The sequence below is a fragment of the Sandaracinaceae bacterium genome (assembly GCA_016706685.1).
Classification (GTDB): Bacteria; Myxococcota_A; Polyangia; order Polyangiales; family Houyiibacteriaceae; genus JADJJE01.
The window spans coordinates 61,645-87,776 of record JADJJE010000015.1 but is presented as its reverse complement, the minus strand read 5'-3'; the positions used below and the strand labels follow the sequence as shown (position 1 = coordinate 87,776).

Here is a 26,132-nt window from a genome sequence, read left to right as displayed (position 1 = left end):
CTCAGGCGCCAATCGGCTAGAAGGTGTACGAAGTACACATCGCCGCGTTGATCGGCGTAGGAGCGAAGCATGGCCATCGTTGAAGCGCTTGCCCCCGGATCGGATGGACGCCGCCGTCTCGGACTGCGCAGCCCCCTCGGGGAGACCCCCATCGGCGAGATCACGGTCGCGACCGCCGAAGACGTGGCCGACGCCATTCGTCGCGCGCGCATCGCTCAAAAGGCCTGGGGCGCCCGCACGGTGGAAGAGCGCGCCGCCATCGTGAACCGCGCCATCGACGCGTTCCTCGCGCACCAGGAAGACATCATCGCCACGCTGCGCGCCGAGACCGGCAAGACGCGCGCCGAGTGCGTGTTCATGGAGATCCTCCCCGCCTGCGACTTCGTGAACTACTGGAGCATGAAGGCGCCGAAGGATCTGGCGGACCACAAGCGCAAGCTCCACGGCTACCTGCGCCCGCTCAAGCGCCTCGAGATCGTGTACCGCCCGCTCGGCGTGGTGGGCGTGATCACCCCCTGGAACGGCCCGTTCAGCCTGGCCACCAACCCCACGGCGCAGGCACTCCTGGCCGGCAACGCCGTGCTGCTGAAGCCCTCCGAGGTCACGCCCGAGTCGAGCGCGTGGGCCATCAAGTGCTTCCACGAAGCAGGCGTCCCGAAGGACGTGGTGCAGGTGCTCTACGGCGACGGTGAGACGGGCGCGGCGCTCGTGCGCGGCGGCGTGGACAAGATCTCGTTCACCGGCAGCGTGCGCACCGGCACCAAGATCGGCATCGCCTGCGCCGAGCAGCTCATGCCGTGCACGCTGGAGCTGGGCGGCAAGGACGCCATGATCGTGTGCGCGGACGCCAACGTGGAGCGCGCGGCGCGCGGCGCGGTGTTCAACTCCATGCTCAACACCGGACAGGTGTGCATGGGCGTCGAGCGCGTCTACGTGGTGGAGGAGATCGCCGACGAGTTCGAGCGCATGGTGCGCGAGCAGGTCAAGGCGCTGCGCTACGGCCCCGGCGAAGACGTGGACGTGGGCGCGGTGTTCTGGGACAAGCAGCTGGACATCATCCGCCACCACGTGGAGGACGCCCGCAAGCGCGGCGCCACCATCGACATCGGCGGCGAGGTCGATCGCACGCACGGCGTGTTCTACAAGCCCACCATGCTCACCAACGTCACGCACGACATGGAGATCATGCGCGAGGAGACCTTCGGCCCCATCGTCGCCATCCAGCGCGTGGGCAGCGAGGCCGAGGCCATCCGCCTGGCCAACGACAGCGAGTACGGCCTGAGCGCCAGCGTGTGGACCAAGGACGTGGAGAAGGGCATCCGCATCGCGAAGCAGATCGAGGCGGGCTCCGTGTGCATCAACGACGCCACGCTGGCCTACGGCGTGCCCGAGGCGCCCTTCGGCGGCCTCAAGAAGAGCGGCCTCGGCTCCGTGAACGGCACGGGCGCGCTGCGCAGCTACAGCCACGAGCTGCCCATCGTCATCGACCGCTGGGGCCTCGACAAAGAGGACCACTGGTACCCCTTCACGGACAAGACCCTGCGCAACCTCGAGTACACGCTGAAGTACGTGTTCGGCACCAAGCTGCGCCGCTTCTTCAGCTGAGCCCGGCGCCGCCCGGCCCGCAGCGGACTTGACCGGCCGCCCGCGGGCCGGGATCCTCGCGTGATGCGACTATTGGCCTCTGCGTCCCTCTCTTGCTTGCTCGCCGTCTCCGGTTGCGCGGAATCACATCGCCTCGAAGCCCGCGACGGTGACGTGGTCCTCCCGGACGGCGCCGTCCTCTTCGACGGCGACGTGATCCCAGGAGACGCGGACGTTCGAGAAGACGGCGACATCCTCATCGATGCGGGCATGGCCGACATGGGCACGCGGCCCGACGGCAGCGTGGACTCGGGCACCCCGCCGGACGTGGGCGTGGACGCGGGCCCGCCGCCCCCCGAGTGCAGCACGGACGAGGAGTGCGACGACGACAGCGACTGCACCACCGACTCGTGCGCGGACGAGCAGTGCGTGAACTTCAACCCGCTGGCCACGTGCGAGCGCTTCGAGGGCGCAGAGTGCGCTGGCGACCTGGCCACAGACCTGCTCACCATCGAGCAGACCTTCTGCATCCCGGGCTTCGCCATCAACAACCCCACCATCGGCAACGTGTCGCTGTGTCAGGGGATGCGCTGTAGCCCCTCGGACACGCGCGACGGCTGCCTGATCACGTTCGAGAGCATGGGGCTGCCCTCGAGCGAGCCCGCGCCCAACGTGCTGCGCGTGCAAGGGCGCATCACGCGCATCGGCGGGTCGGTGCCGTTCACGGGCAACGTCCCGAGCCCCATCGGCGGCGGGGGCACCATCCCGCTGAGCTGCAGCGTGACCTTCGGCGTGGGCAGCGGCCTGCCGCTCAGCGCCGACCTGATGCTGGCCGAAGAGCTGATGTGCGGCACCGACCGCGACGTCAGTACCGAAGCCGATGTGGACCTCTCCATGCTGAGCATCCGGCTGTCGGGCACGGGCTTCAACAGCATCATCTGCGGCCTGGTGAACAGCGTGATCGCGGGCCAGGTGAGCGGCTTGCTGGGCGGGCTCGAGCCGGCCCTCGAGACGGGCCTCAACGCCGGCCTCGACCGCCTGGACTGCGGCACCTGCGACACGGACTGCCCGGCCGACCTGACCTGCGTGGTCCCGTGAGCGACGGACCGGCAGCACACGGCTGACACAACGGAGCGCTTCTTCAGCGCGGCGGCAGGCTGGTGAGCGCCAGGTCCGGCAGGCGGATGCGCTGGCCTGTCGCGCTGCGGGGATAGGCCCACAGCACGTGGCCCCAGGCCAGGCTGCCGCGCTCTACGATCAGGCGCTGCGCGGGGTCCGAGCTGCCCTCGGGGTTCATCAGCGTGTGGTCCCGCACGAAGCCGTCGTACAGGTAGTCGCTCAGCTCGCCGGCCATGAGCACGCCGTCGCTCGGGCGGGCGTCGGCCTCGCCCAGCACGCCACGCCGCAGGTACCAGCTCAGGTAGCCGCCGGCCTGGCGGGGCTCGGCGGTGTCGCTGAGCACGTCCTCGTCCGACGAGAAGAGCCCCATGCGGCCGGGGCGGTCGATCAGGTCCCGCGCGAAGCCGCCGCTGTTGCAGCTGTCGAGGGCCACGATGAGCGTGCCCGCCCGAAGACCCGCGAGCGCCTCGGACAGCTCGTCGTCGCGCACGGCTCCGTCGCTCAGGATCAGCGTCTCGTCGAAGGCATCCAGCTCGCCGAGTGACGTGGGGGTGCGCGCCACCTGCCCGCCGTGGCCCGAGTAGAAGATGACCACCACGTCCTCGGGGCGAGCCTGCGCCACCAGCGTGCGCGCGCCACCGAGGAAGGCGTCGCGCGTGACCTGCGCGTCGGTCAGCAGCACGTGGTCGGACTTCTGTTGCAGGTGGCTGCCCATGAAGGCCTCTGCCAAGAGGCGCGCGTCGTCGGCGCAGCCGTACAGGTTTCCGCGCGCCCCGTACTCGGTGATGCCCGCGAACAAGCCCAGCACCCGGCCGCCCCCCTCGGGCCCCGCGAGGCCATCGGGGCGGCTGCCATCGGCGCCCAGACGCGGCGGAGGCCGCAGGCGGCTGCGCACGCGAAACGGCCCCATGCCCTGCCCGCCGAAGGCCGTGACCACCAGCTGGTAGACGCCATCGCGCGGCGCGGCGAACGTGACCGTGCTGTCGAGCCCACGCTCGGTGCCGTCGGGACCGAGGTCGTTCGCGTCGTCGTTCGTCCAGCGCTGGCCGTCGGGGGCGATGACCGTGGCCACGGTGTCGAACGCCGTGGACGTCACGCGCACGTGGAATATGGTGCCCGCGTCCGCGTGGAAGTGGAGCCAGCGGCCCGGCATCCCGGGCACGTTGGGCGCCCCGAGGCTGCCGTCCTGCGCCACGCCGAGCGCGAGGGCATCCCCTCGCCCGACAGGCTCTTCCTCGCGGACGTCGAGCTCGAAGGCCCCCAGCTGCCCTGCCACCGCGGTGGAAACGCGCAGCAGGTACGTGCCGGCCACCTCGGGCACCAGCTCGAGGATGGCGTCGAGCGTCCCGGGGAACGCGTCGTCGTTGGCGGCGCGGAAGCCGCCCGGGCCGGTGAGCTCGAGCAGCGGGTCCACCTGCGCCGAGCGCATGCGAATCTGCACCCGCCGCGCAGGGCTGAGCTCCAAGCGGTAGAGCGCGAAGCGCTGACCCTGGGCCAGCGCGGGGTGGCCACTGGCGAGCGCGCCGCGATGCACGCCGGGCGTGAGCGGGGTGGCCTGCGCGAGTTCGTCCACCTGCGTGGGGTCACCGGGCCCTGTGGGATGTACGCTGGTGGCCGCCGGCCCTCCACAGGCGGCCAGGCAGAACAGGAAGAACGTGAGGAGTGGGAGGGGCGGGAAGCGCACGCCTCAAGATAGCGTGAAGTCGCCAAGTAGAGGGTTCATCAACGGGGGGGAGCGGTGGTAGGCTCCGGCCGATGACGCCCTTCCCGATCCTCGACGAGTGGTTTGGCCAGCTGGACGCCAACGGACTCCCGAGCAACGCCAAGATGGCCCGCTGGTGGACCAAGTCGCCCGAGTTCGACGAGTACCTGCGGGTGCACTTCGGGCCGTTCGTGAAGCAGGCCCAGGCCGGCGCGCTGCGCGAGTGGGACGAGAGCGCTCAGGGGACGCTGGCGCGCATCATCCTCTTGGACCAGTTCGCCCGAAACATCTTCCGCAACAGCATGAGCATGTACGCGGGTGACGACTTCGCCGTAGAGGCCACCCTCGCGCTGCTGGAACACGGCCTGCTGGAGCTGCCCGCCGTGTACCAGTACTTCGCGCTCATGCCGCTCATGCACGCCGAAGACGTGGCGCTCCAGGAGCGCTCCGTGTTGGAGTTCGAGGCGCTGGTCACGCGCACCCCGGAGCCCACCCGCAAGGCCGTTGCCCCCGCGGTGCAGTTCGCCAAGGACCACCGCGACGTGGTGCTGCGCTTCTCGCGCTTCCCGCACCGCAACGCCATCCTGGGGCGCACCAGCACCCCAGACGAGTCGGCCTACCTGCTCGAGAACCCGGGCTGGTAGCCCGCGGCCCGAGGGGCTACTCCACCATGTCTTCGGCGATGGTGTGCCGCTCGGTGGCCACCACGCGCGCCGCATACGGGAGCGGCTTGATGCCCTGTCCGCGATGCTTGGCCCACGCCCCCGTGAACTCCGCGCCCACGAAGAAGATCTGGCACGTGTAGTAGATCCACATGGTCAGGACCACGAGCGCACCCGCCGCGCCGTAGGACGACGAGACGCCCGCGCTGGCTAGGTAGGTGCCGATGGCGAGCCCACCGAGACTCGCCAAGCAAGCGGTCACGAGGCCTCCCACGAACGCATCGCGCCAGGCTACGAGCGCGTCCGGGAGCCAGCGGAAGACCAGCATCATCACCAGCGTGAGCAGCCCGATGGAGCCCAGGTACTCGCCCACGCGCAACACGAGCGGCAGCTCCATCCAGCGGGACGCCACCGTCATGACCGCGCGCAGCACGCCGAACGCGGTGAACACCGCCGCCGTCACGAACACCATGGCGAACGCCAGCAGCCGCCTGCGCAAGACCGCGCGGCCGCGCCCCGTGAAGCCCGGCGGGATCAGCGGGCGAACACCCCAGAGGTGGTTCAGCGAGGCGCGCAGCATGCTGAACAGGCGGGTGGTCACGTAGAAGATGAAGCTCACACTCACGGCCGTGGCGAAGGCGCCGTGCTGCGGGGCGAGCGCGTTGGTCAGCGACACGTTCACGTACTCGGCCACCTCGGGCCCCATGGCCACCTCGAGGCGCTCCATCAGCACCTGACGCGCCTCCTCCTGGCCCAGCACCAAGCTGGCCACGTAGAGCGCGATGACGCCGAAGGGGGTGGCCGCCATGATCACGTAGAAGGCCACGGCGCCCGCCAGCAGTCGCCCGTCGTGCATGCGGTAGGACCACCAGACCTCGCGGAAGATCTCCTTCATGCGCGGCGCTCGGGCGCGGCCGGAGGCAGTAAGCGTGACAGCTCGGAGCCCATGTAGGCGCCGGCCTGCGTGGCGTCGATGGCCATCAAGAGATCGAAGGCGTGCTCGAAGTGACCGTCTCCCTCGAGCGCCTGCACCAGCAGCGCAGCGAGGTCTGCGGGCACGTCCGGGTTCAGCTCGTGCGGGTGACGCCGCGGCGCGTGTAGGATCTTGTTGAAGGTGCGGATCAGGGGCTCGTCGCCGAACGCGATGGGCAGGTCCCCCGTGAGCATCTCGAAGAGCAGCAGCGCCACCGAGAAGACGTCCGAGCGGGAAGACGGCTCGGCTCCCGGATGAGCGCCGGCGACATGTAGTGCGGCGTGCCCAGCACCGTGCCGGGGTTGGTGAGGCGCACCGCGCTCTGCCGCGTCTCCCGGCTGAGGCCGAAGTCCAGCAGCTTCACCAAGCGGCCCGCGCCCATGTCTGCCAGGAACACGTTGGCGGGCTTGATGTCACGGTGCACGAAGCCCGAGTGGTGGATGACGCTCAGCGTGGCCAGCACCTGGCAGGCAAGGCTGCAGCTCTCGTCCGTGCTCAGCCGGCCAGCCTGGTCGAGGCGCGCGCCGAGCGTCTGCCCGGTGAGCAGCTCCATGGCGAGGTAGGCCGCCTGAGCGTCGATGACGCCGAAGTCGAACACGCGCACCACGCCCGGGTGGTTCAGCGCCGCCATGACCTGCGCCTCGCGCAAGAAGCGCTTGGCCGCGCGGGACTCGCGGTCGAACGCGCCGTTCACGGTCTTGAGCGCGATGACACGGCCCACGCGCAGGTCGCGCACCTGGTAGACCATGCCCATGCCGCCCTCGCCCACGCGCCCCTCCACCACGTAGCGGTCGTCGATGAGCGTGCCGGTCTGCAGCACCTCTCTGCGCGTGGGCGCCATCGCGTCCGAGATGGTGTCGTGCGAGTCGGAGCGGCTGGACTGCGCGTCCCCGAGTGGACAAGAGGCTGGCAGATCGCCCTCTGCGTCGTGGGGCTCTTCACAGACCGGACACCAGAAGAAGCGGTCAGCCATGGGGCGTCCTCAACGAGCGTAGGGTTCGACCTGGCGCGCCGCGTCCTCGAGCAGCACCAGGTGCTCGGCCAGCTCACCCCGCGACGCACGGGCCAGGTGCGTGCGCGCGCGGCCCACGACCTCGCGGGCATTGGCCTCCGCTTCCTGCGCGTCGGGGCTCTTCTTCACCAGCGTGCCCAGGCGCTCCAGCGAGCGCTCGAGGCCGGCCAGCAGCGTCTCGGCGCTCTGCCGCAAGCCCTCCAGCAGCTCCTCGCCACGGCGCGCCTCCAGGTACTCGGCGTGCTCGTCGCTCAGCGCTTGCAGCTCCTGCGGGCTCAGGCCGCTGTCGCCCGTGATCTCGATGCGCGTCTCTTGGCCCGTCTCGAGGTCCTTGGCGGCCGCGCTGAAGATGCCGTCCTCGTCGATGGTGAAGGCCACCTCCACCTCCACGCTCCCGGCGGGCGCGCTGCGCAGCCCGGCCAGCGCGAATTCCTGCAGGCGCTGGTTTTCGCTGGCGCGCTTCGACTCGCCCTCCAGCACCACGATCTTGAGGCGGTCCTGGTTGTCGCGGCTGGTGGTGAAGAGGCTCGGCACGCGGCAGGGCACGCGCGTGTTGGCGGCGATGATGGCGTCGAACATGTCTCCCGCGGTGGCGATGCCCAGCGAGTGTGCCGTCACGTCCTCGAGGTTCACGTTCTCGATCTGGCGCAGCATGGCGGCGCCCTGGATGGCGGCCCCCACGGCCACGCACTCGTCGGGGTGGATGCTCTTCGAGGGCGCCTTGCCGAAGTGCGCGCTGACCGCACGCGCCACGGCAGGCATGCGCGTCTGGCCACCCACCAGCACCACCTCGTCCACGCCCTTGCTGCCCAGCTTGGCGTGCGTCATGGCGTGCGCGCAGATCTCGATGGTGCGCTCGATGAGATCGATGGTCAGGCCTTCCAGCTGCTCGCGCGACATGCGGTAGTGCATGTTCAGCGGGCCACTGGGGCCGTCGGTCACGATGAACGGCAGCTGAATCTCCGTCTGCAGCTCGGCCGACAGGTCGCACTTGGCCTTCTGCGCTGCCTGCTTCAGGCGCTGCATGGCCACGGGGGACTCGCGCAGCGAGATGTGGTGCTCGGCCTCGAACGCCTCGAGCAGCCACTCCATGATGCGCTCGTCGAAGTCCTCGCCGCCCAGGAACGAGTCGCCGGTGGTGGCGATGACGCGGAAGTTGCCGTCGCGCGTGACCCGCACGATGGACACGTCGAAGGTGCCGCCGCCCAGGTCGTAGACCGCGATGGTCTTGTCCTCGCCGCGGTGGAAGCCGTAGGCGATGGCCGCGGCCGTGGGCTCGTTGATGATGCGCAGCACGTCGAGGCCCGCGATGAGCCCCGCGTCGCGCACGGCCTGGCGCTGGCTGTCGCTGAAGTAGGCGGGCACCGTGACCACCGCCTGGTCCACCGTGTCGCCCAGGTAGTCCTCGGCCACGATGCGCATCTCTTGCAGGATGATGGCCGCGATCTCGGGGATGCTGAACTCCTTGCCACGCAGCACCACGCGCACGTCACCGGCCCGCCCACCCACGATGCGGTAGGACACGTTGGACTGGGCTCTGACGCACCTCCTCGCTGTCGAAGTCGCGCCCGATCAGGCGCTTGGTCGCATAGGCGGTGTCGAGCGGGTTCGTGATGGCCTGACGGGCAGCGACCTGGCCCACCAGACGCTCGCCAGACTCGGTGATGGCCACGATGGACGGGGTGGTCTTGTAGCCCTGCTTGTTCGCGATGACGGTGGGGGAGCCGCTCTCGACGATCGCGACGCAGCTGTTGGTGGTTCCGAGGTCAATTCCAATCACGTGCGACATGCGATCTCGATTGTCCACGAACGCGGATTCAAAGGCAAAGGAAGCGCCAAACGGCGCGCCCCCTGTGCTACGACCAACCCCATGACGCGAAAGGAGAAAGCCGCGCGCATCCTGGCCCAGCTGGACGAGCTCTACCCCACCCAGCCCATCCCGCTGGACCACGAGAGCCCCTTCACCCTGCTTGTGGCGGTGCTGCTCAGCGCCCAGACCACCGACAAGAAGGTCAATCAGGTGACCCCGGCGCTCTTCGCGGCCGCCAACACCCCGGAGGCCATGGCCGCGCTGCCCGTCGAGACCATCCTCGAGCACATTCGGCAGGTGGGCCTCGCGCCCACCAAGGCCCGCAACATCCAGGCTCTCTCCGAGCTGCTGGTCTCGCGGCACGCGGGCGTGGTGCCAGCCAGCTTCGAGGCCCTCGAGGCCCTGCCCGGCGTGGGGCACAAGACCGCGTCGGTGGTCATGGCGCAGGCCTTCGGGGTGCCGGCCTTCCCGGTGGACACCCACATTCACCGGCTGGCCGAGCGCTGGGGGCTGAGCAGCGGCAAGAACGTGGAGACCACCGAGCGGGACCTGAAGGCGCTGTTCCCCGAGGACACGTGGAACCGGGCGCACCTGCAGATCATCTTCTTCGGGCGCGAGCACTGCCCGGCGCAGCGGCACGACATGGCCGGCTGCCCCATCTGCGGCTGGGCGGCTTCGAAGAAGCGCATCCAGCAGGGCTGAGGGCAAGCCCTGGGCGAGGCTATTTGCAGATATACGAATGTTCGCATATAGAGGGGGCTCATGCCGGACCCCGTCGCCAGCCCGGACTCGCTCAGTGGGTCCAGCACGCCTCGCTGGGAGCTCTACAAGCTCCTGGGTGAGCCCGAGCGGCTGCGGCTCCTGGCGCTGGCCAGCAGCGAAGAGCTGACCGTGGGCGAGCTGGCCGAGCTGCTGGGCGAGTCGCAGCCCAACGTGTCGCGGCGGGTGAAGGCGCTCAAGGAAGGCGGCCTCTTGGCCGTGCGCAAGCAGGGAACCCGCGCGCTGGTGGCGCTGGCCCTCGGGCAGACCGACGACGCCGTGGTGCACGACGCCCTGCGTGCGGGCATGCGGCTCTGCACGGCCGACGGCAGCCTCGCGCGGGTGGCCGAGATCGTGGCCGCACGCGACGACGAAGCCCGCGAGTTCTTCGCCCAGCCGGTGGAGGCCAGCACGCCCGACCTGCCGCCCGAGCTGCCTGCCTATCTGTCGGCGCTGGCGCCCCTGATCGCGCAGCGGCGCGTGGCCGTGGACGCGGGCACCGGCGACGGCAGCCTGCTGGACGTGCTGGCGCCCGTGTTCGACCACGTGGTGGCCGTGGATCGCTCGGACGCCCGCGTGGCGCAGGCAAGGGCCCGCCTGGCGCGCCGTGGCTACCGGAACGTGGACCTGCTGCACACCGCCTACGACGCCGCCGAGGTCGCCGCGCACGTGGCCTCGCTGGGTGGCGCCGACGTGGTGTTCGCCGCGCGCGTGCTGCACCACGCCCCACGTCCGCAAGAAGCCGTGCGGCGACTGGCCGAGCTGCTGGCCCCGGGTGGCGCGCTGGTGGTGCTGGACTACCTGGCCCACGAGGACGAGGCCCTGCGCGAGCAGCAGGCCGACCTGTGGCTGGGCTTCACGCCCGAGGAGCTGCGCCAGCTGGCCACGCGCGCGCAGCTCACGGACCCCAGCATCCATCGCATCCCCCATGTCCGTTGCGGGAACGGCCCCGACGCGCACCTCGACTGGCAGGTGCTCGTGGCGCGCCGCCCCGTGTCCCCCCTTCCCGACTTCCCCCGAGAAGCCTCACCGAGAAACAGAGAGAAGAAGAGCTCATGACCGAACAGCTGAAGTACAAAGTTGCCGATATGTCGCTGGCCGATTGGGGCCGTCGCGAGATCAAGATCGCCGAGCACGAGATGCCCGGCCTCATGGCCCTCCGCCGCGAGTTCGGCGAGAAGCAGCCGCTCAAGGGCGCGCGCATCGCGGGCTGCCTGCACATGACCATCCAGACCGCCGTGCTGATCGAGACGCTCACCGCGCTCGGCGCCGAGGTCACCTGGACCAGCTGCAACATCTTCTCCACGCAGGACCACGCCGCGGCCGCCATCGCCGCCACGGGCGTGCCCGTCTTCGCCTGGAAGGGCGAGACCGAGGAAGAGTACGACTGGTGCATCTACCAGCAGCTCGAGGCCTTCAAGGGCGGCAAGCGCCCCAACATGATCCTCGACGACGGCGGTGACCTCACGGCCATCATCCACAAGCACTACCCCTCGTGGTTCGAGGGCGAGGACAAGATCGTGGGCATCTCCGAGGAGACCACCACGGGCGTCCATCGCCTCTACGAGATGAGCAAGGCGGGCGGCCTCTTCTGCCCGGCCATCAACGTGAACGATTCGGTCACCAAGTCGAAGTTCGACAACCTCTACGGCTGCCGTGAGTCGCTGGTGGACGGCATCAAGCGCGCCACCGACGTCATGATCGCCGGCAAGGTCGCGGTGGTCTGCGGCTACGGCGACGTGGGCAAGGGCTGCGCGCAGGCGCTCTCGCGTCAGGGCGCGCGCGTCATGATCACCGAGGTGGACCCCATCAACGCGCTGCAGGCGTGCATGGAGGGCTACCAGGTCGTGACCATGGACGAAGTGGCGCCCATCGCCGACATCGTCGTCACCGCCACGGGCTGCTTCCACGTCGTCACCGGCGAGCACATGAAGCGCATGAAGAACCAGGCGATTCTCTGCAACATCGGGCACTTCGACTCGGAGATCGAGATCTCGTACCTGACCAACCCGGCGAACGGCGTGAAGGAAGAAGAGATCAAGCCGCAGGTCGACCACTTCATCTTCCCGGACGGCAAGCGGATCATCGTGCTGGCGCGCGGCCGCCTGGTGAACCTGGGCTGCGGCACCGGTCACCCCAGCTTCGTGATGAGCAACAGCTTCACCAACCAGGTGCTGGCGCAGATCACGCTGTGGAACGACCAGGACGAGTACGAGCGCGGTGAGGTCTACGTGCTGCCGAAGCACCTGGACGAGAAGGTGGCGGCGCTGCACCTCGGCCAGCTGGGCGCCAAGCTGACCATCCTGTCGGTGGAGCAGGCGAACTACCTGGGCGTCACGCCCGAGGGCCCGTTCAAGCCCGAGCGCTACCGCTACTGAGCGAACGCGGTCGTCCGGTCATCGCGCGCGGGGCAACTCGTGCGCGATGACGACGATGTTGCGGTACTGAAACCGCTCCGAAACGTGCGTCCCCCAGAATGGTCATTGTCAGGCTGGAGATAGGGTCGCGACGATCGGCGTGTGTGTTCCATCCAAGACCTTCCGCAGCGTTCCATTGCCAAGGCCCTCCACATGCCCCGCGCGTACCCTGTCTCCGCCTGACGCCTTGATCTCGCGGAAGCGGGCACCAAGGCCCTAGAGCCCACGTGGGGGCCGGCCGTGAAACGCACTAGCCCGCTCGGTCCGACTGGCGTCAGCGAGGCTTTCGGCTACCTTCCGGCGCGATGGCCGACAAGTCCGAGACCTACCTCGCCGAATGGCAGAAGCGCGAAGACCTAGCCGAGCGGATGCTGCCGCTGCTGGGGGCGCTGTACCGCAGGCACGGCATCGTGCTGTTGATCCACGGTGTGTCGCTGGTGCAGGCCACGCCGCTCGAGATCATCAAGGCCCACCGCGCCGCGCGCCGCCTGGACGGACTCGAGCTCCCGCTCGAAGACACGTTCACCGCGATCGAGGCGATGACCGCGATGGACCTGGCGCCCGCCAAGGTGGACGTGGGCAAGCTGCGCCGCAACTTCGGGCGTGACCAGGTGGAGGGCAGCTTCGCCGACTACGTGCGCAGCCAGCTCGCCAGCCTGAACACGGGCCGCGAGCCCATGCGCCGCGAGCCCCAGGACGTGGTGCTCTACGGCTTCGGCCGCATCGGCCGCCTGATGGCGCGCATCCTCATCGACAAGATCGGCGGCGGCGACAAGTTCCGCCTGCGCGCCATCGTGGTGCGTCCGGGCAAGGAGGGCGACCTCGAGCGCCGCGCCAGCCTGCTGCGCCGCGACTCCATCCACGGGCCCTTCAGCGGCACCATCCGCGTGGACCAAGAGGACAACGCGCTGGTCATCAACGGCAACATGGTGCGCGTGCTGTACTCGAACGCCCCGGAAGACGTGGACTACGAGCAGTACGGCATCCGCGACGCCATCATCGTGGACAACACGGGCATCTGGCGCGACCGCGACGGCCTCGGGCGCCACTTGAAGGCCAAGGGCGCGGCCAAGGTCATCCTCACCGCGCCGGGCCAGGGCGACGTGCCCAACATCGTGTTCGGCGTGAACGACGGCACGCTCGCGGCGGACGCCTCCATCGTGTCGGCGGCCAGCTGCACCACCAACGCCATCGTGCCGGTGCTCAAGGTCATCAACGACCAGTACGGCATCCAGTCGGGCCACATGGAGACGGTGCACTCGTACACCAACGACCAGAACCTGATCGACAACTTCCACAAGAAGGCGCGGCGCGGGCGCGCGGCCCCGCTCAACCTGGTCATCACCGAGACGGGCGCCGCCAAGGCCGTGGCCAAGGCCCTGCCCGAGCTGGCCGGCAAGCTCACCGGCAACGCCATCCGCGTGCCCACCCCCAACGTGTCGCTGGCCATCCTGAACCTCACGCTGGGCCAGCCCATCACGAAGGACGCGCTCAACGACCACCTGCGCAAGGTGGCCATCGACTCGCCCCTGCAGGACCAGATCGACTACCTCACCTCGCCGGACATCGTCTCGAGCGACCTGGTGGGCAACCGCCACGCGGGCATCGTGGACGCCACGGCCACCATCACGGACCAGAACCGCTGCGTGCTGTACGTGTGGTACGACAACGAGTACGGGTACAGCTGCCAGGTGATGCGGTTGGTGCAGCACATGGCCGGCGTGCGGCCGCCCACGCTGCCGGCTTGAGAGGTTGAGCTCCTACGGCAGCAGGCGGCCCAGCTCGCGGTACTTGCCTTCGAAGGTCTCGCGCCAGTCGTTGAGCTTCTCGCGCTCTTCGGCTTCGAGGGTGCTGGTGTCGCCGTGCACGTCGGCGGCGTCGAAGCTCATCTTGGCGAGGGCGACGGCGCACTCCTTGCCCGCGAACATCTCGTAGGGGCCGCCCTTCCCGTAGAAGCTGCGGCCGGGTGTGACATCGAACACGCGGCCCTCGATGGAGAGGAGCACGGGCCGCGTGGGGTCGCTGCCGTCGTACGCGGTCAGCTCGGCGGCGGTGTAGTCGCGCACCTCGCCCACCGGCAGCGGGGCTTGCGCCGGGGGAGAGACGCGGTCGCGCGTGACGGCGCGGACGGCCTTGGCGACGAACTTGGTGTTCTGAACGATCTTTCCGAGGAGGCCCATGGGTTGATCAGAGCACGCGGCGTGGGCAGGCGACAAGGCCCGGGTCACTCCGGGTGTGCTTGGTCGCGTGATCGATCCGCCGGGGCGGGGCAGGGGTCGCGGCGGGCACGGGCGCGCTGGTTCGGCTGCGCAAGATGCGTGGTGTAATATGCCGGGTCCAAGCAAGGAGAAGACAATGAACAAGAGGCAGGCTTTTCTCATCGCGCTCTTCGGCGCCGTCGTCGGTTGTGCAGCAACGCAGGTCGCGCAGGTCCACTGCCAGGCGGACGAGCGAACCGGGCCAAATCAGCGTGCGGCGTCACCTGGATTGCGGATGGTGTCCAACATCGAAGGCCACAGCGTGCAGGTTCCGCCTGGATGGACACCGTGGAGGCAATCGACGGACCAGTACCCAGGAGTGGTCTGCCGGTAGCAGCGCCGCGCCCCGTCGTACCGGACCAGGCGGACGCCCCCGGTGGACGCACACCCGCACCCCGAGCCCAGCTGACCCCACGCCGAGCTAGACGGGTGCCACCCGTCTCCGTCGAGCCCCGACGGCGAAAAAGGGCCCGGTGCCTCCTCCGTCGAGCCCACCCGCGTGCTCCCACGAGACGCCACCGCAGGAGGGGGACGGGCGCCCTGGGCAGCGGGGGTGGGGGGGGCCCCATTTCAGCGTCCGCAGGACGCACGGAAATGGGGGAGGCACCCGAGGGAGCGCCAGCGCGACCGGCCCCGCAGACCAGGGTGCCCGTCCCCCTCCGATCGACGACGCCACCGTGATCCCACCCGGAGACAGCAGGAGGAGGCACCCGGACCCCGCCCAGCACCGCTATTGCCCTACCCAAGACGGGCTGGCACTCTCTGCGACCCCAATGACCGCCGCGATCCTGTCCATCGGTACCGAGCTCACCCGGGGCGAGCTCGTCGACACCAACGCCACCTGGCTGGCCGAGCAGCTCATCACGCTCGGGTTCGACGTGCACGAGCACGCCACCGTGGAAGACGACATCCCGCTCATCGTGGACGCGCTGCGGCGCCTCGCCACGAAGGCCTCGGTGGTCATCGTGACGGGCGGCCTCGGGCCCACGTCGGACGACCTCACCGCAGCGGCGGCCGCGCAGGCGGCCAACCAGCCACTGCTGCGCGACCCCGTGGTGCTGGACGCCATCAAGAAGAAGTACGCCTCGTTCGGGCGCGTCATGCCGGACGAGAACGCGAAGCAAGCGGACCGCCCGGAGACCGCCAGCGTCATCCCCAACCCGGTGGGCACCGCGCCCGGCTTCGCGCTGCCTCTCGGCGACGCCACCTGCTACTTCATGCCGGGCGTGCCACGCGAGATGCGGCACCTCTTCCGCGAGTCCATCGTGCCGGCCATCGCCTCGCAGGCGGAGCGCAACACGCACCAGGTGCACCTGCGCACGTTCGGCAAGACCGAGTCGCGCGTGGCGGGCCTGCTCGGCGGCATCGCCGAAGAGTTCGGCGTCACGCTGGGCTACCGCGCCTCGTTCCCGGAGATCGAGGTCAAGATCCACGCGCGCGCGGCCACCGAGGGGGACGCGGTCCGCATCGCGAACGAGGCCGCCTCCGCCGTGCGGCAGCGCCTGGGCGACTGCATCTTCGGCGAGCGTGACGACACCTTCTCCGACGCCGTGGGGCGCGCGCTGCGCGACAAGGGCCTCACCGTGGCGCTGGCCGAGTCGTGCACCGGAGGCCTGGCGGCCACCATGCTCACCAACGTTCCTGGCAGCAGCGACTACGTGCTGCTCTCCGCCGTGGCCTACGCCAACTCCGCCAAGTCACGCATGCTGGGCGTCAACCCCGAGGTCATCCGCGCGCATGGCGCCGTGAGCGCCGAGGTCGCCGCCGAGATGGCCGAGGGCGCGCGCCGCATCTCGGGAGCCAGCCTGGCCGTGAGCATCACCGGCATCGCCGGCCCGGGTGGCGGGTCGGAGGACAAGCCCATCGGCACCGTCTGGTTCGGCATCGCCATGGACGGTCAGCCCACGGTCACGCGCCACCGCCTCTTCCCGGGCGAGCGCGACCAGATCCGCACGCTGGCCGCCTACACGGCCCTGCGGATCATGATGCGCAGCGCGCTCGGTCAGCTGGACGACTGAGCAGCCTGAGTGGCTCGCGCGAAGTGCGCTGTCAGCGACTCGAGCACGGCCTCCGGCGCGAACCAGTGCAGCATGTGCCCCGTGGCCGCGATCTCGCGCACCGTGGGCTCGTGCATCACCGCCAAGCGCGCGGCCTCGTCGGCCAGGCGGTAGCCCTTCTCGCCCAGCAGCACCAGCGTGGGCGCCTTGATGCGTGCCAGGAACGCACAGAACATCTCGGCCCTGAAGGGCAGCGGCGACATGGTCCGGTGGCGCGGGTCGAAGCGCCACGTGAGCTTCCCCTCCGCCGCCGGCTGCGTGGCCTTGCCCGCCAGGAAGCGCCCGAACGCGCCGCCCAGCTGGCTGTTCTGCACCCGCATGCGGCGCAACGCGTCGTCGAGATCCGCGATCAGCGTCTCGGGCTTCTCTTCCACGCGCGCGCACGACGTGAGCCAGCTCTTGTAGCGGTCCGGCGCGCTCTCGAGCGGTGAGCTGGGCGGCCCGAGGCCCTCCAGAAGCGACACGGAGCGCAGCCGCTCACTGCGCACGCCCGCGAACATGGCGCAGGCCGTGGCGCCCATGGAGTGGCCCACCAGGTGCACGGGCTCGTCGGCCGCCACCAGCTGCGGCAAGAGGCGCTCGAGGTCCTGCACGTAGTCTGGGAAGTGGTAGTAGCCGCTCGGAGCCACCCAGCTGCTCTGCCCGTGTCCGCGCCAGTCGAAGGCCAGCACGCGGTAGCCCAGCGCCGCGAGCGGCACCGCCACCAGCACGTAGCTGTGCGCGAAGTCGAGGAAGCCGTGGCACAGCAGCACCGCCTCACCGCGCGGCGTGACCCCCGCCGGCGGCAGCCACTCGAGCACGTGGTGGCGGATGCCGTTCGCGTCCACGAAGAACGAGCGCGGCGCACCGTCGTCCACGGCGGCCTCGATGTCCAAGAAGGCAGCGTGACCGCTGCGCGTGTGGCTCTCGTCGCTCATGCCTGGCTCCGTGCTTCGCCTGGGGGAAACCGCCGCGGGTCGAGCGCGCGTGCGTCGCTGGCCAACGCACCCAGCGGCTGGCCCAGCAGCTGGGCACACAGGATCTCGGCGGTGACCGGCGCCAAGAGGATGCCGTTGCGGTAGTGACCGCTCGCCAGCCACAAGTTGCTGACCGGAGTGGGCCCCACCAAGGGCAGCCCATCGGGTGTGCCCGGGCGGAACCCGGCCCAGTGGTCCAACACGTTGCAGCCCGCCAAGCGCGGCGCGATGCGCGTGGCGATGGTGATGAGCTCGGCCAACCCCGCGAGCGTGACGCCGCGCACGAAGCCCACACGCTCGGTGGTGGCGCCCACCAGCACATCGCCCGCGGCGCGCGGCACCAGGTAGCCGCCGGCACCGAACACCACGCGCTCCAGCAGACGCGGCCGCGCGTGGGTGCGCATGACCTGCCCCTTGACCGGCAGGATGGTCACGCTGGGCAGCGGGACGCCCGGCACCAAGCTGGTCCACGAGCCTGCGGCCACCACCACGTGCTCGCTATGGAGGACCTCCGCGTCGAGCCGCACGCCGCGCGCTCGGCCGCCCTCGGTCAGCACCTCGCGCACCACGCAGTCGGTCACGAAGCGCACGCCCAGGCGTTCGGCGGCCATGCTCAGCGCGGGCAGCAGCAGGCGCGGGTCCACCTGCCCTTCCCCCGGCAGCTCGAGCGCGGCCTGCACGTCCTGCGACAGCTCGGGCTCGCGTCGGCGCGCCTCGTCGCCATCGATGAGCGCCACCCCGCGCGTTGCCGGCAAGCCGCTACCCAGCAGGCGCGCCGCGTGTTCTTCGAGCGCCGCCACGCCGTCGTGCTCGTGGGCGAGCGCCAGGCGCAGCAGCCCCGTGACCCGGTGCCCGATCTCGAGCGCGTGCCCCTCGCGCAACTCACTGGCCAGCTGCGCATACAACGCCGCCGAGCGCAGCCCCAGGCGCAGCGCGGGGCCCACGTCTTCGGCCTCCATCAAGGGCGCCAAGATGCCGGCCGCTGCGGTGGACGCCTCGGCTCCCGGCACGCTGCGCTCCAGCACGCACACCGAGAGCCCGGCTTGCGCCAGACGCAGCGCGGCGGTGCATCCCATGATGCCCCCGCCCACGATGATGACGTCCGGCGCGCTCAGGCTCAGAGCCCCATGATCTTCGCGGTGGTGTAGCGCATGACCTCGGTCGCGCCGCCGCCGATGCGGAGCAAGCGCGAGTCGCGCCAGGCGCGCGCCACCCAGAGATCTTCGAGGTAGCCCATGCCACCGTGGAACTGCACGCACTGGTCCATGATCTCGCCGTTCACGTCACCGACGTAGGCCTTGGCCATGGACACGAGCTTGGTGGTCTCCATCGAGAGCATGGTCTTCTTGACGTACTTCTCGTCGTTGTATGCGTCAACGGCCTTGTACGTGAGCGCCTTGGCGGCCTCGAGCTTGGTGTACAGCTCCACGAACTTCTGCTGCCAGAACTCGCGCTTGATGAGCGGCTTGCCGAACGCCTGCCGCTCGCGGCCCCAGGCCACCGAGCGGTCGAGCGCGAGCTTCGAGCCCGCGATGGCGCTGGCGCAGCCGACCAGGCGCTCCGACTGGAAGTTCTGCATGAGGTAGATGAAGCCCATGCCCTCTTGGCCCAGCAGGTAGCGCTTGGGCACGCGCACGTCTTCGAAGAACAGCTCGGCCGTGTCGCTGGCCCAGTTGCCCGCCTTCTTGAGCTTGCGGCTCACGCTGTAGCCCGCCACGTCGGTGGGCACGAGGATGATGGAGATGCCGCGCGCGCCCGCCTCGGGGTTGGTCTTCACCATGCACGTGACGAAGCTCGCCCGCGTGCCGTTGGTGATGTAGGTCTTGCTGCCGTTGATGATGTACTCGTCGCCCACCAGGCGCGCGGTGGTGCGCAGGCCGGCCACGTCCGACCCGGCCCCGGGCTCGCTCACGCCGAGGGCGGCGATGCGGTCGCCGGCGATGGCAGGCCGCAGGAACTCTTCCTTCTGCTCGCGCGTGCCGATGTCGTGGATGACCGGCGTGGCCATGTCCGACTGAACCAAGAGGCCCATGGTGACGCCCGCCGAGTTGTTCCGCGGGAGCTCCTCGGCCTTGACGATGCTCATCCAGAAGTCGCCGCCGCCGCCGCCGAACTCCTCGCTGAAGTGCGCGCCGAGGATGCCGCGGTCGCCCGCCCACTTGAACACCTCGTTGGGGAAGAGCTCCGCCTCCTCCCATGCGTCCGCGTGGGGAGCGAGCTCCTTCTCGGCGAAGTTGCGGACCTGCTGGCGAAAGAGCTCGTGCTCTTCGGTGAAGGGATTGAAAACCATTCGTGCTCTCCGGTGGCGCGTCGCCGGGAAGCCCTCGGCGCGCTGAATGAATGTGCATTCATTTTCTACAGCGTCCGGGGAGGCGTGGCAAGCCCCTTCCCGCAAACGCGAAAAAGCCCTGGCTCCGTGAGGGGCCAGGGCTCTCGCTCTAGGGTGCGCGCGGCAAGTGCCGCCGCGGCTCAGCGGTCGATGGTGTCGGCGCCGGGGCCGCTGTCTTCGCGCTGGATGCCCGAGTCGTCGCCCACGATGGTGAACACCACGCGGCGGTTGCGCGCGTGCTCATCCGGGGTGCGGGCGTTCTCGACGATCAGGCGCGTGGGACCGTAGCCCTGCGCTTCGAGGCGCGCGGCGCTGACGCCGTGCTCCACGAGGTAGCGCATGACGGCCTCGGCGCGCGCCTGCGAGAGGCGCATGTTGTTGGCCAGGCGGCCACGCGTGTCGGTGTGACCCTCGACGCGCACCAGGCGCACCTCGGGGTGCTCGTTCAGGAGGCGCGCCACGTTGTCGAGCAGGCCGAAGGAGCGCGACTCGATGACGTCACGGTTGGTGCGGAAGTAGATGGTCTGGAGGATCTCGATGCCGCCCTCGCCGATGACCACGTCCGTCTGCTCGGGGCAGCCGTGGAACTCCACGGTGCCGGGCACGGTGATGCAGCTGTCGACCGGGTCCACCACCGTGTCGCCGTCTTGGTCGGGCCACGGGCAGCCGTTGTTCGCCGTCGGGCCAGCTTCGTTCGGGCAGCGGTCGGCGCTGTCGGGGATGCCGTCGCCGTCGTTGTCGGGCTCGGGGCAGCCGTTCTCGTCCTCGAAGCCGTCGATGTCCTCGGGGTCGATCGGGCACGCGTCGGACGCGTCCAGGATGCCGTCGCCGTCGTTGTCCGGGTCCGGGCAGCCGTTCTCGTCCTCGAAGCCGTCGGCGTCCTCGGGCTCCATCGGGCACTGGTCGCTGCCGTCCAGGATGCCGTCGCCGTCGTTGTCGGGATCCGGGCAGCCCTCGGTGTCCTCGAAGCCGTCCACGTCCTCGGGCTCGTTGACGCACTGGTCCTCGTCGTCGTAGATGCCGTCGCCGTCGGTGTCGAGGCGGATGACGGTGCCCGCGGTGGGCTCCGTGTAGCCCACCATCGCGAACACGCGGAAGTCGGGCGAGCCGAAGCCGCGCACCAGACCGGGGCCGCCGCCGATGCCGGCCGTCAGGCCGCTGGTGTGGGTGTACTTGAGGCCGGCGAGCAGCTCGAAGGGCGTCTCTTCGCGATCGAAGAAGTTCTGGAACGTGGTGCGGCCGTGCACCTCGAGGATGGCGCGCAGGTCGGTATCGTCCAGCAGGCGGACGGTGGCGCCGATGCCGTAGGTGAACTCGTCACCCTGGCGCGCGCCGTAGAAGCAGTTGGCGCCGGGGCCGGAGGGACCGGGGAGGTCGCGGCAGTCGGCGTTGTCGGAACGCAAGTGCGCGCCGAGGTTCGCCATCAAGCGGAAGCGCCCGACGTTGATCTGCGCGATCAGGCCGGCGGCCCCAGCCACACCGCGCTCACCCGCGTAGTGCTGGCCATCGTCGAAGATGGAGGCCGTGGGGATGATCAAGCGCCCCTCGGCGGAGAGCATGAACACGCTCTCGGTATCCCCGAAGAGCCGCACGCGACCGCCGACCCAGAGGTCGCCGAGGGCGAAGCCGTCCGCCAGGTAGATGGGCACGCCCGTGGCACTCGGAGGGCCATCCCCGTCCACGACGCCGAGGCCGGCCGGGATGTCCTCGCCGTTCTGGAGGAACACGATGGGCAGGCCGATGGACACCGTGAGCCGGTCACGAATGCCCAGCGACGCGTTGAGGTTGCCGGTGAGCTGGTGCTCCACGACCGAGAATTGCTCGCTGCCGGCGTCGCCGCGCGTGAGCTCGTAGACCAGCGGGTCGTTCGCGTAGTCGATGTAGAACTGTGCGCCGAAGCGCATGTCCCCCTGGACCTCGGCCGAGCTCACGGCGAAGCCGTCGTTGGTCTGCTCCGAGGGCGTGAACCGGCTGAGCTGAACGCTGGGCTGCGCGCCCACCACGGAAGCCCCGCCCACGATGGTCAGCGCCGCCAGGCGTATGGCGAGTCGCTGGAGCGTGGTCGCGCGTGTCTTCGAGTCTGTCACTTGAGCCTCCTGAGGATTCGCGCAGCTTGCCGTGTGCAGTCTGCGTGCTGTTCCGGTCGCGAGGATATCACCCGCAACGTGAAATAGGACACCGATGCGGAGTGTCCTTATTCGGGGACAGCTACCACATCTTCTCGAAGTCTGCCACACACTTGCATTCCAGATACAGCTAAATCTTCCTTCCTTGTGGAAATCAAGGGTGGGGCATCGCAGGCACGGCCTTCCTGTTATAGATGGCGCCATGGCCTACCGGAGCGTGCCCGAAGCGACCGACACGATGCCCTCCGGGATCCCGTTCATCGTGGGGAACGAGGCCGCCGAGCGCTTCAGCTTCTACGGAATGAAGGCGATCCTCTTCACCTTCATGACCACGCACATGGTGGATGCGGCCGGAGCGCCCGACACCCTCACCGAGCCGGAGGCCAAGGCCTTCATCCACACCTTCGTAGCGGCCCTCTACGCGCTGCCCATCCTGGGCGCCATCGCGGCGGACGCCTGGCTCGGCAAGTACCGGGTGATCTTGGCGCTCTCCGCCGTGTACTGCGCGGGGCACGTCATCCTGGCGGTGAACACCACGCAGCTGGGCCTGGTGTTGGGGCTGGCGGTGCTGGCCATCGGGGCGGGCGGCATCAAGCCGTGCGTGTCGGCCCACGTGGGCGACCAGTTCGGCGAGCGGAACGCGCACCTCGTCACGCGGGCGTTCGCGTTCTTCTACCTCGCCATCAACGTGGGCGCCGCCATCGCCATGAACCTGACACCGTGGCTGCTGGACACCTACGGACCTCACGCCGCCTTCGGGCTACCGGGCGTGCTGATGGTCATCGCCACGTTCGTGTTCTGGCTGGGCCGGCACCGCTTCGCCCACATCCCACCAGGTGGGAAGGCCTTCGTGCAGGAGGCGCTGGGCGCAGAGGGCTTGCGCGTGTTCGGCCGCTTGGTGCTGCTCTTCACGTTCGTGGCGCTCTTCTGGACGCTCTTCGACCAGACCGCGTCCAGCTGGGTCGCGCAGGGGCGCCGCATGGACCTGCACGGTCACAACTGGCTCGCCGACAACATGCAGTCGGCCAACCCCATCTTCATCCTGCTGCTCACGCCGCTCTTCGCGCTCTATGTGTATCCGCGCCTCGAGCGTCACGTGGCCCTCACGCCCATGCGCAAGATCGGCGTCGGCATGGTCATCGCCGCGCTGGCGTTCCTGTACTCGGCGGGGCTCGAGGCCCAGCTGGACGCGGGGGCGAAGCCCACCATCTTCTTCCAGCTCATCGGCTACGCCATCCTCACCACGGGCGAGCTGCTGGTGTCGGTCACCGCGCTCGAGTACGCGTACACGCAGTCCCCTCCCCGCATGAAGTCCATGGTCATGTCGCTCTACCTGGCCAGCGCCGCGCTCGGGAACCTGTTCACGGTGGGCATCACGCGGCTGACCACCAACGCGCAGGGCCACGCCACGGTCAGCACCACCACGTCGTTCGTGCTGTACGCGGGGATCATGCTGCTGGGCGCGCTGCTGTTCGTGCCCTACGCGCGCCAGGTCCGCGAGCGCAGCTACCTGCCCGGCGCATGAAGCGGCTGGGCGGTCTCGACCTGGCGCGCGGGCTCGCGTGTCTCGGCATGATCGAGGCGCACGCCTACGACGCGTACGTGGACGCGCCTGATCGGGTGACGGCAGCGTTCGCGCTCACGCGCTTCATCGCGCTCTTGCCGCTGCCGCTGTTCTTGACGTTGGCGGGCATGGGCGTGGCGCTGCGTGTGCAGCGCGGGCTCGCGCGCGGAGAGGCGCCCCACGACGTTCGCCGTGAGCTAGTGTGGCGCGGATTTCGGGTGGTGCTGGCCGGCTTTGCACTCAACGTGATCTACGGCCTGATGGATGGCGCCCGTGAGCTCGGGTCTTACCTGCGCTTCGACGTGCTGCACGTGATCGGCGCGAGCTCCATGCTGCTGGGGCTGGTGTTGCCCGGGCGCGCGCGGCCGCAGCGGACAGCGCTCGTGGTGGCGCTGCTAGTGCTTCTGCCCAGCCCGTGGCTGAACGGCGCCGCAGCGGACCTCGAGAGCCCGCTGCGCTTCGCGCTGGTGCCGTTCGTGGACGTTCCGCCCTTCACCGTGATGCCAGTCTTCCCGCTGGCAGTCTGGTGCGCGCTGGGCGCGGCGATCACGCCCGTGTGTGTCCGCTGGCCCGGGCGCGTGGCGCTGGTGGCGCTGGGCGTCGCCGTGGTCTCGAGCTGGGGCATGCAGGCATGGCTGAGCGCCGCGGGCGTTCCGCTCTCACGCACCCACCCCGCGGTGTGGTTGAACGCGCTCGACCTCGGAGCACGCGCGCTGTTCGTCATCGGTGCGGCCTTGGTGGCGTACCCGCGTGTGGCCGCGACGCGCTTCGCCGTGCCCGTGCTGCTCACGTTGGGCACCCGGTCGCTGCGGGTCTATGCGTTCCACCTGCCCTTCGCTTATGGGGCGCTGGGCAAGCCCGTGCGCGCGCTGACCGACACCAGCGTGGCCGCCGCCACACCCTGGGTGCTGGGCCTGGTGGCGCTGACCTACGCGCTGGTGCGCGCGAGCGACTGGCTGCGGGACCGGTGGCGCGCGTGGCGGTACACTCCGGCGGTCTCATGACCCACGACGCACTGCTGGCCACGACCGACGCCTGGATCGCGGGGGACCCCGACCCGGCCACCCAGCACGAGCTGCGCGACTTGCGCGGAGTTCATGTGCAGGCGCTCACCACGGGCAGTGTCGTGGACCACGCGCTCGCAGTACGCATGAGCGAGCGCCTCGAGTTCGGCACCGCGGGCCTGCGCGGGCTGGTGGGCGCAGGGCCGGGGCGCCTCAACCGCGCCACCGTCATCCGCGCCACGCACGGGCTGTGCGCGTGGCTGAAGACGCAGGTCCCGGGAGCGGCCGAGCGCGGCGTGTGCATCGGCTTCGACGCGCGCCCCGACAGCCGCCGCTTTGCAGAAGACGTGGCGGCCGTGGTCGCGGGCGCGGGCATCGTGGCGCGGGTGTTCGAGGACTTTGCGCCCACGCCGCTGGTGGGGTTTGCCGTCCTCGACCAGCGCGCCGCGGCGGGCGTGGTCATCACCGCCAGCCACAACCCGCCGGAGTACAACGGCTACAAGGTGTTCTGGGAACACGGCGCGCAGATCATCCCCCCGCACGATCACGGCATCGCGGCGGCCATCGACGCCGCGCCACCGGCCGCGGAGGTGCAGCTCGCCGGGGAGGCGGAGGCGCGCGAGCACGGGCACCGGATCACGCTCGGGTCGAGCGTGCGCGAGCGCTACGTGCAGGGGGTGTTGGCCAGCCTGCCAGCCGGCGACGGCCCGCGCGCGCTGCGCATTGCCTACACGCCACTGCACGGCGTGGGCCTCGCCACCGTGCACGAGGTGCTCGAGCGCGCGGGCTTCCACGACGTGCACGTGGTCGCGTCGCAGGCCGAGCCGGACGGCAGCTTCCCGACCGTGCGCTTTCCGAACCCGGAGGAGCCCGGCGCGCTGGACGCGCTGATCACGCTGGCGCGCGAGGTGGGCGCCAGTCTCGGCGTGGCGAACGACCCCGACGCCGACCGACTGGCCGTGGTCGCGCCGCGAGAAGACGGCAGCTACGAGGCGCTGAGCGGCAACGAGATCGGCTGCCTGCTGGCGGACTACCTGCTGGCGGCGGGCGATCCCAGCGAGCCGCGCGTGGTGATCAACACCATCGTCAGCTCGCCGCTGCTGGGTGTGATCGCGGCCGCCCACGGCGCGGCCTTCGCGCAGACGCTCACGGGTCACAAGTGGATCCACGCGCGCGCCATGGAGGAAGAGGCGCGCGGGAGGCGCTTCGTGTTCGGTTATGAAGAGGCGCTGGGCTATGCCGCTGGCGCGCTGGTGCGAGACAAGGACGGCATCTCGGCGCTGCTGCTGTTCTGCGACCTGGCGGCTCGCTGCGCGGCGCGCGGGGTGAGCGTGCTGGGCGCGCGCGACGAGCTGCTGCGGCGTCACGGCGCCTACGTGAGCGTGCAGGAGTCTTGGGTGCTGCCCGGGAGCAGCGGGCAGGCCACCATCCGCGCGCTCGTGGAGCGCGCCGATGGACTGGACGTCACGTCGCTGGGCGGAGTGCCCGTCGTGGCGCGCCTCTCCGGGCGCGACGCCGTGCGCCGCTATGTGGACGGTCGCACCGAGGCGCTCGGGTGGGCGCCCAGCGACCTGCTGGTCATCGAGCTCACCGGTGGGCAGCGCGCCATGCTGCGCCCGAGCGGCACGGAGCCCAAGCTCAAGCTCTACTTCGACGCCCGCGCCGAGCCACGCGTGGGTGAGAGCATCGCCGACGCGCGGAAGCGGGCCCAGGTGGCGGCCCGGGCCATCCGCGACGACCTGGTGGAGCACCTGGGGGGCGCCCCGCTTTCTTGACCCGCCGGCCGCGTCGGCCGACAAC

General features: G+C 69.9%; 22 protein-coding genes. 11 read left to right on the top strand and 11 right to left on the bottom strand.

From position 1 onward, the window contains the following. Positions 1-69: 69 nt before the first annotated feature. Together IPI43_19490 and IPI43_19485 are read left to right on the top strand one after the other, a co-directional pair. Complete coding sequence (locus IPI43_19490; GenBank protein MBK7776286.1) at positions 70-1,605, top strand: aldehyde dehydrogenase family protein; 1,536 nt, start codon at positions 70-72, stop codon at positions 1,603-1,605. Between the two features lie 153 nt (positions 1,606-1,758). Beyond that, positions 1,759-2,682 carry a hypothetical protein gene (locus IPI43_19485; GenBank protein ID MBK7776285.1) on the top strand — a complete coding sequence of 308 codons (924 nt, stop codon included), beginning with the start codon at positions 1,759-1,761 and terminating at the stop codon, positions 2,680-2,682. Between the two features lie 43 nt (positions 2,683-2,725). Here the strand turns inward: IPI43_19485 and IPI43_19480 are convergent, their stop codons facing one another. Continuing rightward, on the bottom strand, positions 2,726-4,387 hold the full coding sequence (locus IPI43_19480) for a caspase family protein (protein ID MBK7776284.1): 1,662 nt from the start codon (positions 4,385-4,387) through the stop codon (positions 2,726-2,728). Positions 4,388-4,458: 71 nt separating this feature from the next. Here IPI43_19480 and IPI43_19475 point away from each other — a divergent pair, with 71 nt between their 5' ends. Beyond that, entirely contained in the window at positions 4,459-5,049 is a 591-nt protein-coding gene (locus tag IPI43_19475) for a DUF924 domain-containing protein (protein ID MBK7776283.1), read from the top strand. A 16-nt stretch (positions 5,050-5,065) separates the two neighbouring features. On the opposite strand, the gene IPI43_19470 is transcribed toward IPI43_19475, so the two are convergent. Genes IPI43_19470 through IPI43_19450 form a run of 5 tightly spaced genes read right to left on the bottom strand, consistent with a single transcriptional unit; the run spans position 5,066 to position 8,841 of the window. Beyond that, the gene (locus IPI43_19470) at positions 5,066-5,962 is read right to left on the bottom strand and encodes a YihY/virulence factor BrkB family protein (protein ID MBK7776282.1); all 897 of its coding nucleotides are present in this window, start codon (positions 5,960-5,962) and stop codon (positions 5,066-5,068) included. Next, positions 5,959-6,255 carry a hypothetical protein gene (locus IPI43_19465; protein MBK7776281.1) on the bottom strand — a complete coding sequence of 99 codons (297 nt, stop codon included), beginning with the start codon at positions 6,253-6,255 and terminating at the stop codon, positions 5,959-5,961. The genes IPI43_19470 and IPI43_19465 overlap by 4 nt, the downstream gene beginning before the upstream one ends. After that, positions 6,189-7,013 carry a serine/threonine protein kinase gene (locus tag IPI43_19460; GenBank protein MBK7776280.1) on the bottom strand — a complete coding sequence of 275 codons (825 nt, stop codon included), beginning with the start codon at positions 7,011-7,013 and terminating at the stop codon, positions 6,189-6,191. The genes IPI43_19465 and IPI43_19460 overlap by 67 nt, the downstream gene beginning before the upstream one ends. Before the next feature lie 9 nt (positions 7,014-7,022). Continuing rightward, the gene (locus IPI43_19455; protein MBK7776279.1) at positions 7,023-8,576 is read right to left on the bottom strand and encodes an Hsp70 family protein; all 1,554 of its coding nucleotides are present in this window, start codon (positions 8,574-8,576) and stop codon (positions 7,023-7,025) included. Then, a complete protein-coding gene (locus IPI43_19450) occupies positions 8,542-8,841 on the bottom strand; it encodes an Hsp70 family protein (protein MBK7776278.1) in 300 nt (99 codons plus the stop codon). The genes IPI43_19455 and IPI43_19450 overlap by 35 nt, the downstream gene beginning before the upstream one ends. An 81-nt stretch (positions 8,842-8,922) precedes the next feature. Between IPI43_19450 and nth the strand changes: the two genes are divergently transcribed. The 4 genes from nth (at position 8,923) to IPI43_19430 (ending at position 13,786) form a co-directional block, all read left to right on the top strand. Further along, complete coding sequence (gene nth / locus IPI43_19445; protein MBK7776277.1) at positions 8,923-9,564, top strand: endonuclease III; 642 nt, start codon at positions 8,923-8,925, stop codon at positions 9,562-9,564. A gap of 60 nt (positions 9,565-9,624) precedes the next feature. Then, entirely contained in the window at positions 9,625-10,680 is a 1,056-nt protein-coding gene (locus IPI43_19440) for a methyltransferase (GenBank protein ID MBK7776276.1), read from the top strand. Then, positions 10,677-11,999, top strand: coding sequence for an adenosylhomocysteinase (locus IPI43_19435; GenBank protein ID MBK7776275.1), 1,323 nt, complete (start codon positions 10,677-10,679; stop codon positions 11,997-11,999). The genes IPI43_19440 and IPI43_19435 overlap by 4 nt, the downstream gene beginning before the upstream one ends. 344 nt (positions 12,000-12,343) lie before the next feature. Beyond that, positions 12,344-13,786, top strand: coding sequence for a glyceraldehyde-3-phosphate dehydrogenase (locus tag IPI43_19430; protein ID MBK7776274.1), 1,443 nt, complete (start codon positions 12,344-12,346; stop codon positions 13,784-13,786). Positions 13,787-13,798: 12 nt separating this feature from the next. Here IPI43_19430 and IPI43_19425 read toward each other — a convergent pair whose 3' ends face one another. Next, entirely contained in the window at positions 13,799-14,218 is a 420-nt protein-coding gene (locus IPI43_19425) for a cytochrome b5 domain-containing protein (protein MBK7776273.1), read from the bottom strand. An 851-nt stretch (positions 14,219-15,069) separates the two neighbouring features. Here IPI43_19425 and IPI43_19420 point away from each other — a divergent pair. Continuing rightward, positions 15,070-16,314, top strand: a complete 1,245-nt coding sequence (locus IPI43_19420) for a competence/damage-inducible protein A (GenBank protein ID MBK7776272.1) — start codon at positions 15,070-15,072, stop codon at positions 16,312-16,314. Here IPI43_19420 and IPI43_19415 read toward each other — a convergent pair. From IPI43_19415 to IPI43_19400, 4 genes are all read right to left on the bottom strand, one after another. Continuing rightward, complete coding sequence (locus IPI43_19415) at positions 16,299-17,270, bottom strand: alpha/beta hydrolase (protein MBK7776271.1); 972 nt, start codon at positions 17,268-17,270, stop codon at positions 16,299-16,301. The two genes, IPI43_19420 and IPI43_19415, sit on opposite strands and share 16 nt — an antisense overlap. Beyond that, positions 17,267-18,385, bottom strand: coding sequence for a glycine oxidase ThiO (thiO, locus tag IPI43_19410; GenBank protein ID MBK7776270.1), 1,119 nt, complete (start codon positions 18,383-18,385; stop codon positions 17,267-17,269). The genes IPI43_19415 and thiO overlap by 4 nt, the downstream gene beginning before the upstream one ends. Positions 18,386-18,426: 41 nt before the next feature. Next, on the bottom strand, positions 18,427-19,599 hold the full coding sequence (locus IPI43_19405; GenBank protein MBK7776269.1) for an acyl-CoA dehydrogenase family protein: 1,173 nt from the start codon (positions 19,597-19,599) through the stop codon (positions 18,427-18,429). Positions 19,600-19,778: 179 nt separating this feature from the next. Next, entirely contained in the window at positions 19,779-21,725 is a 1,947-nt protein-coding gene (locus IPI43_19400) for an OmpA family protein (GenBank protein MBK7776268.1), read from the bottom strand. Between the two features lie 241 nt (positions 21,726-21,966). Here IPI43_19400 and IPI43_19395 point away from each other — a divergent pair, with 241 nt between their 5' ends. The 3 genes from IPI43_19395 to IPI43_19385 are packed head-to-tail and all read left to right on the top strand — an operon-like array spanning position 21,967 to position 26,107. Continuing rightward, entirely contained in the window at positions 21,967-23,289 is a 1,323-nt protein-coding gene (locus tag IPI43_19395; protein MBK7776267.1) for an MFS transporter, read from the top strand. Further along, complete coding sequence (locus tag IPI43_19390; GenBank protein ID MBK7776266.1) at positions 23,286-24,332, top strand: DUF1624 domain-containing protein; 1,047 nt, start codon at positions 23,286-23,288, stop codon at positions 24,330-24,332. Before IPI43_19395 ends, IPI43_19390 begins: the two co-directional genes overlap by 4 nt. After that, a complete protein-coding gene (locus tag IPI43_19385) occupies positions 24,329-26,107 on the top strand; it encodes a phospho-sugar mutase (protein MBK7776265.1) in 1,779 nt (592 codons plus the stop codon). The genes IPI43_19390 and IPI43_19385 overlap by 4 nt, the downstream gene beginning before the upstream one ends. Positions 26,108-26,132: the final 25 nt, after the last annotated feature.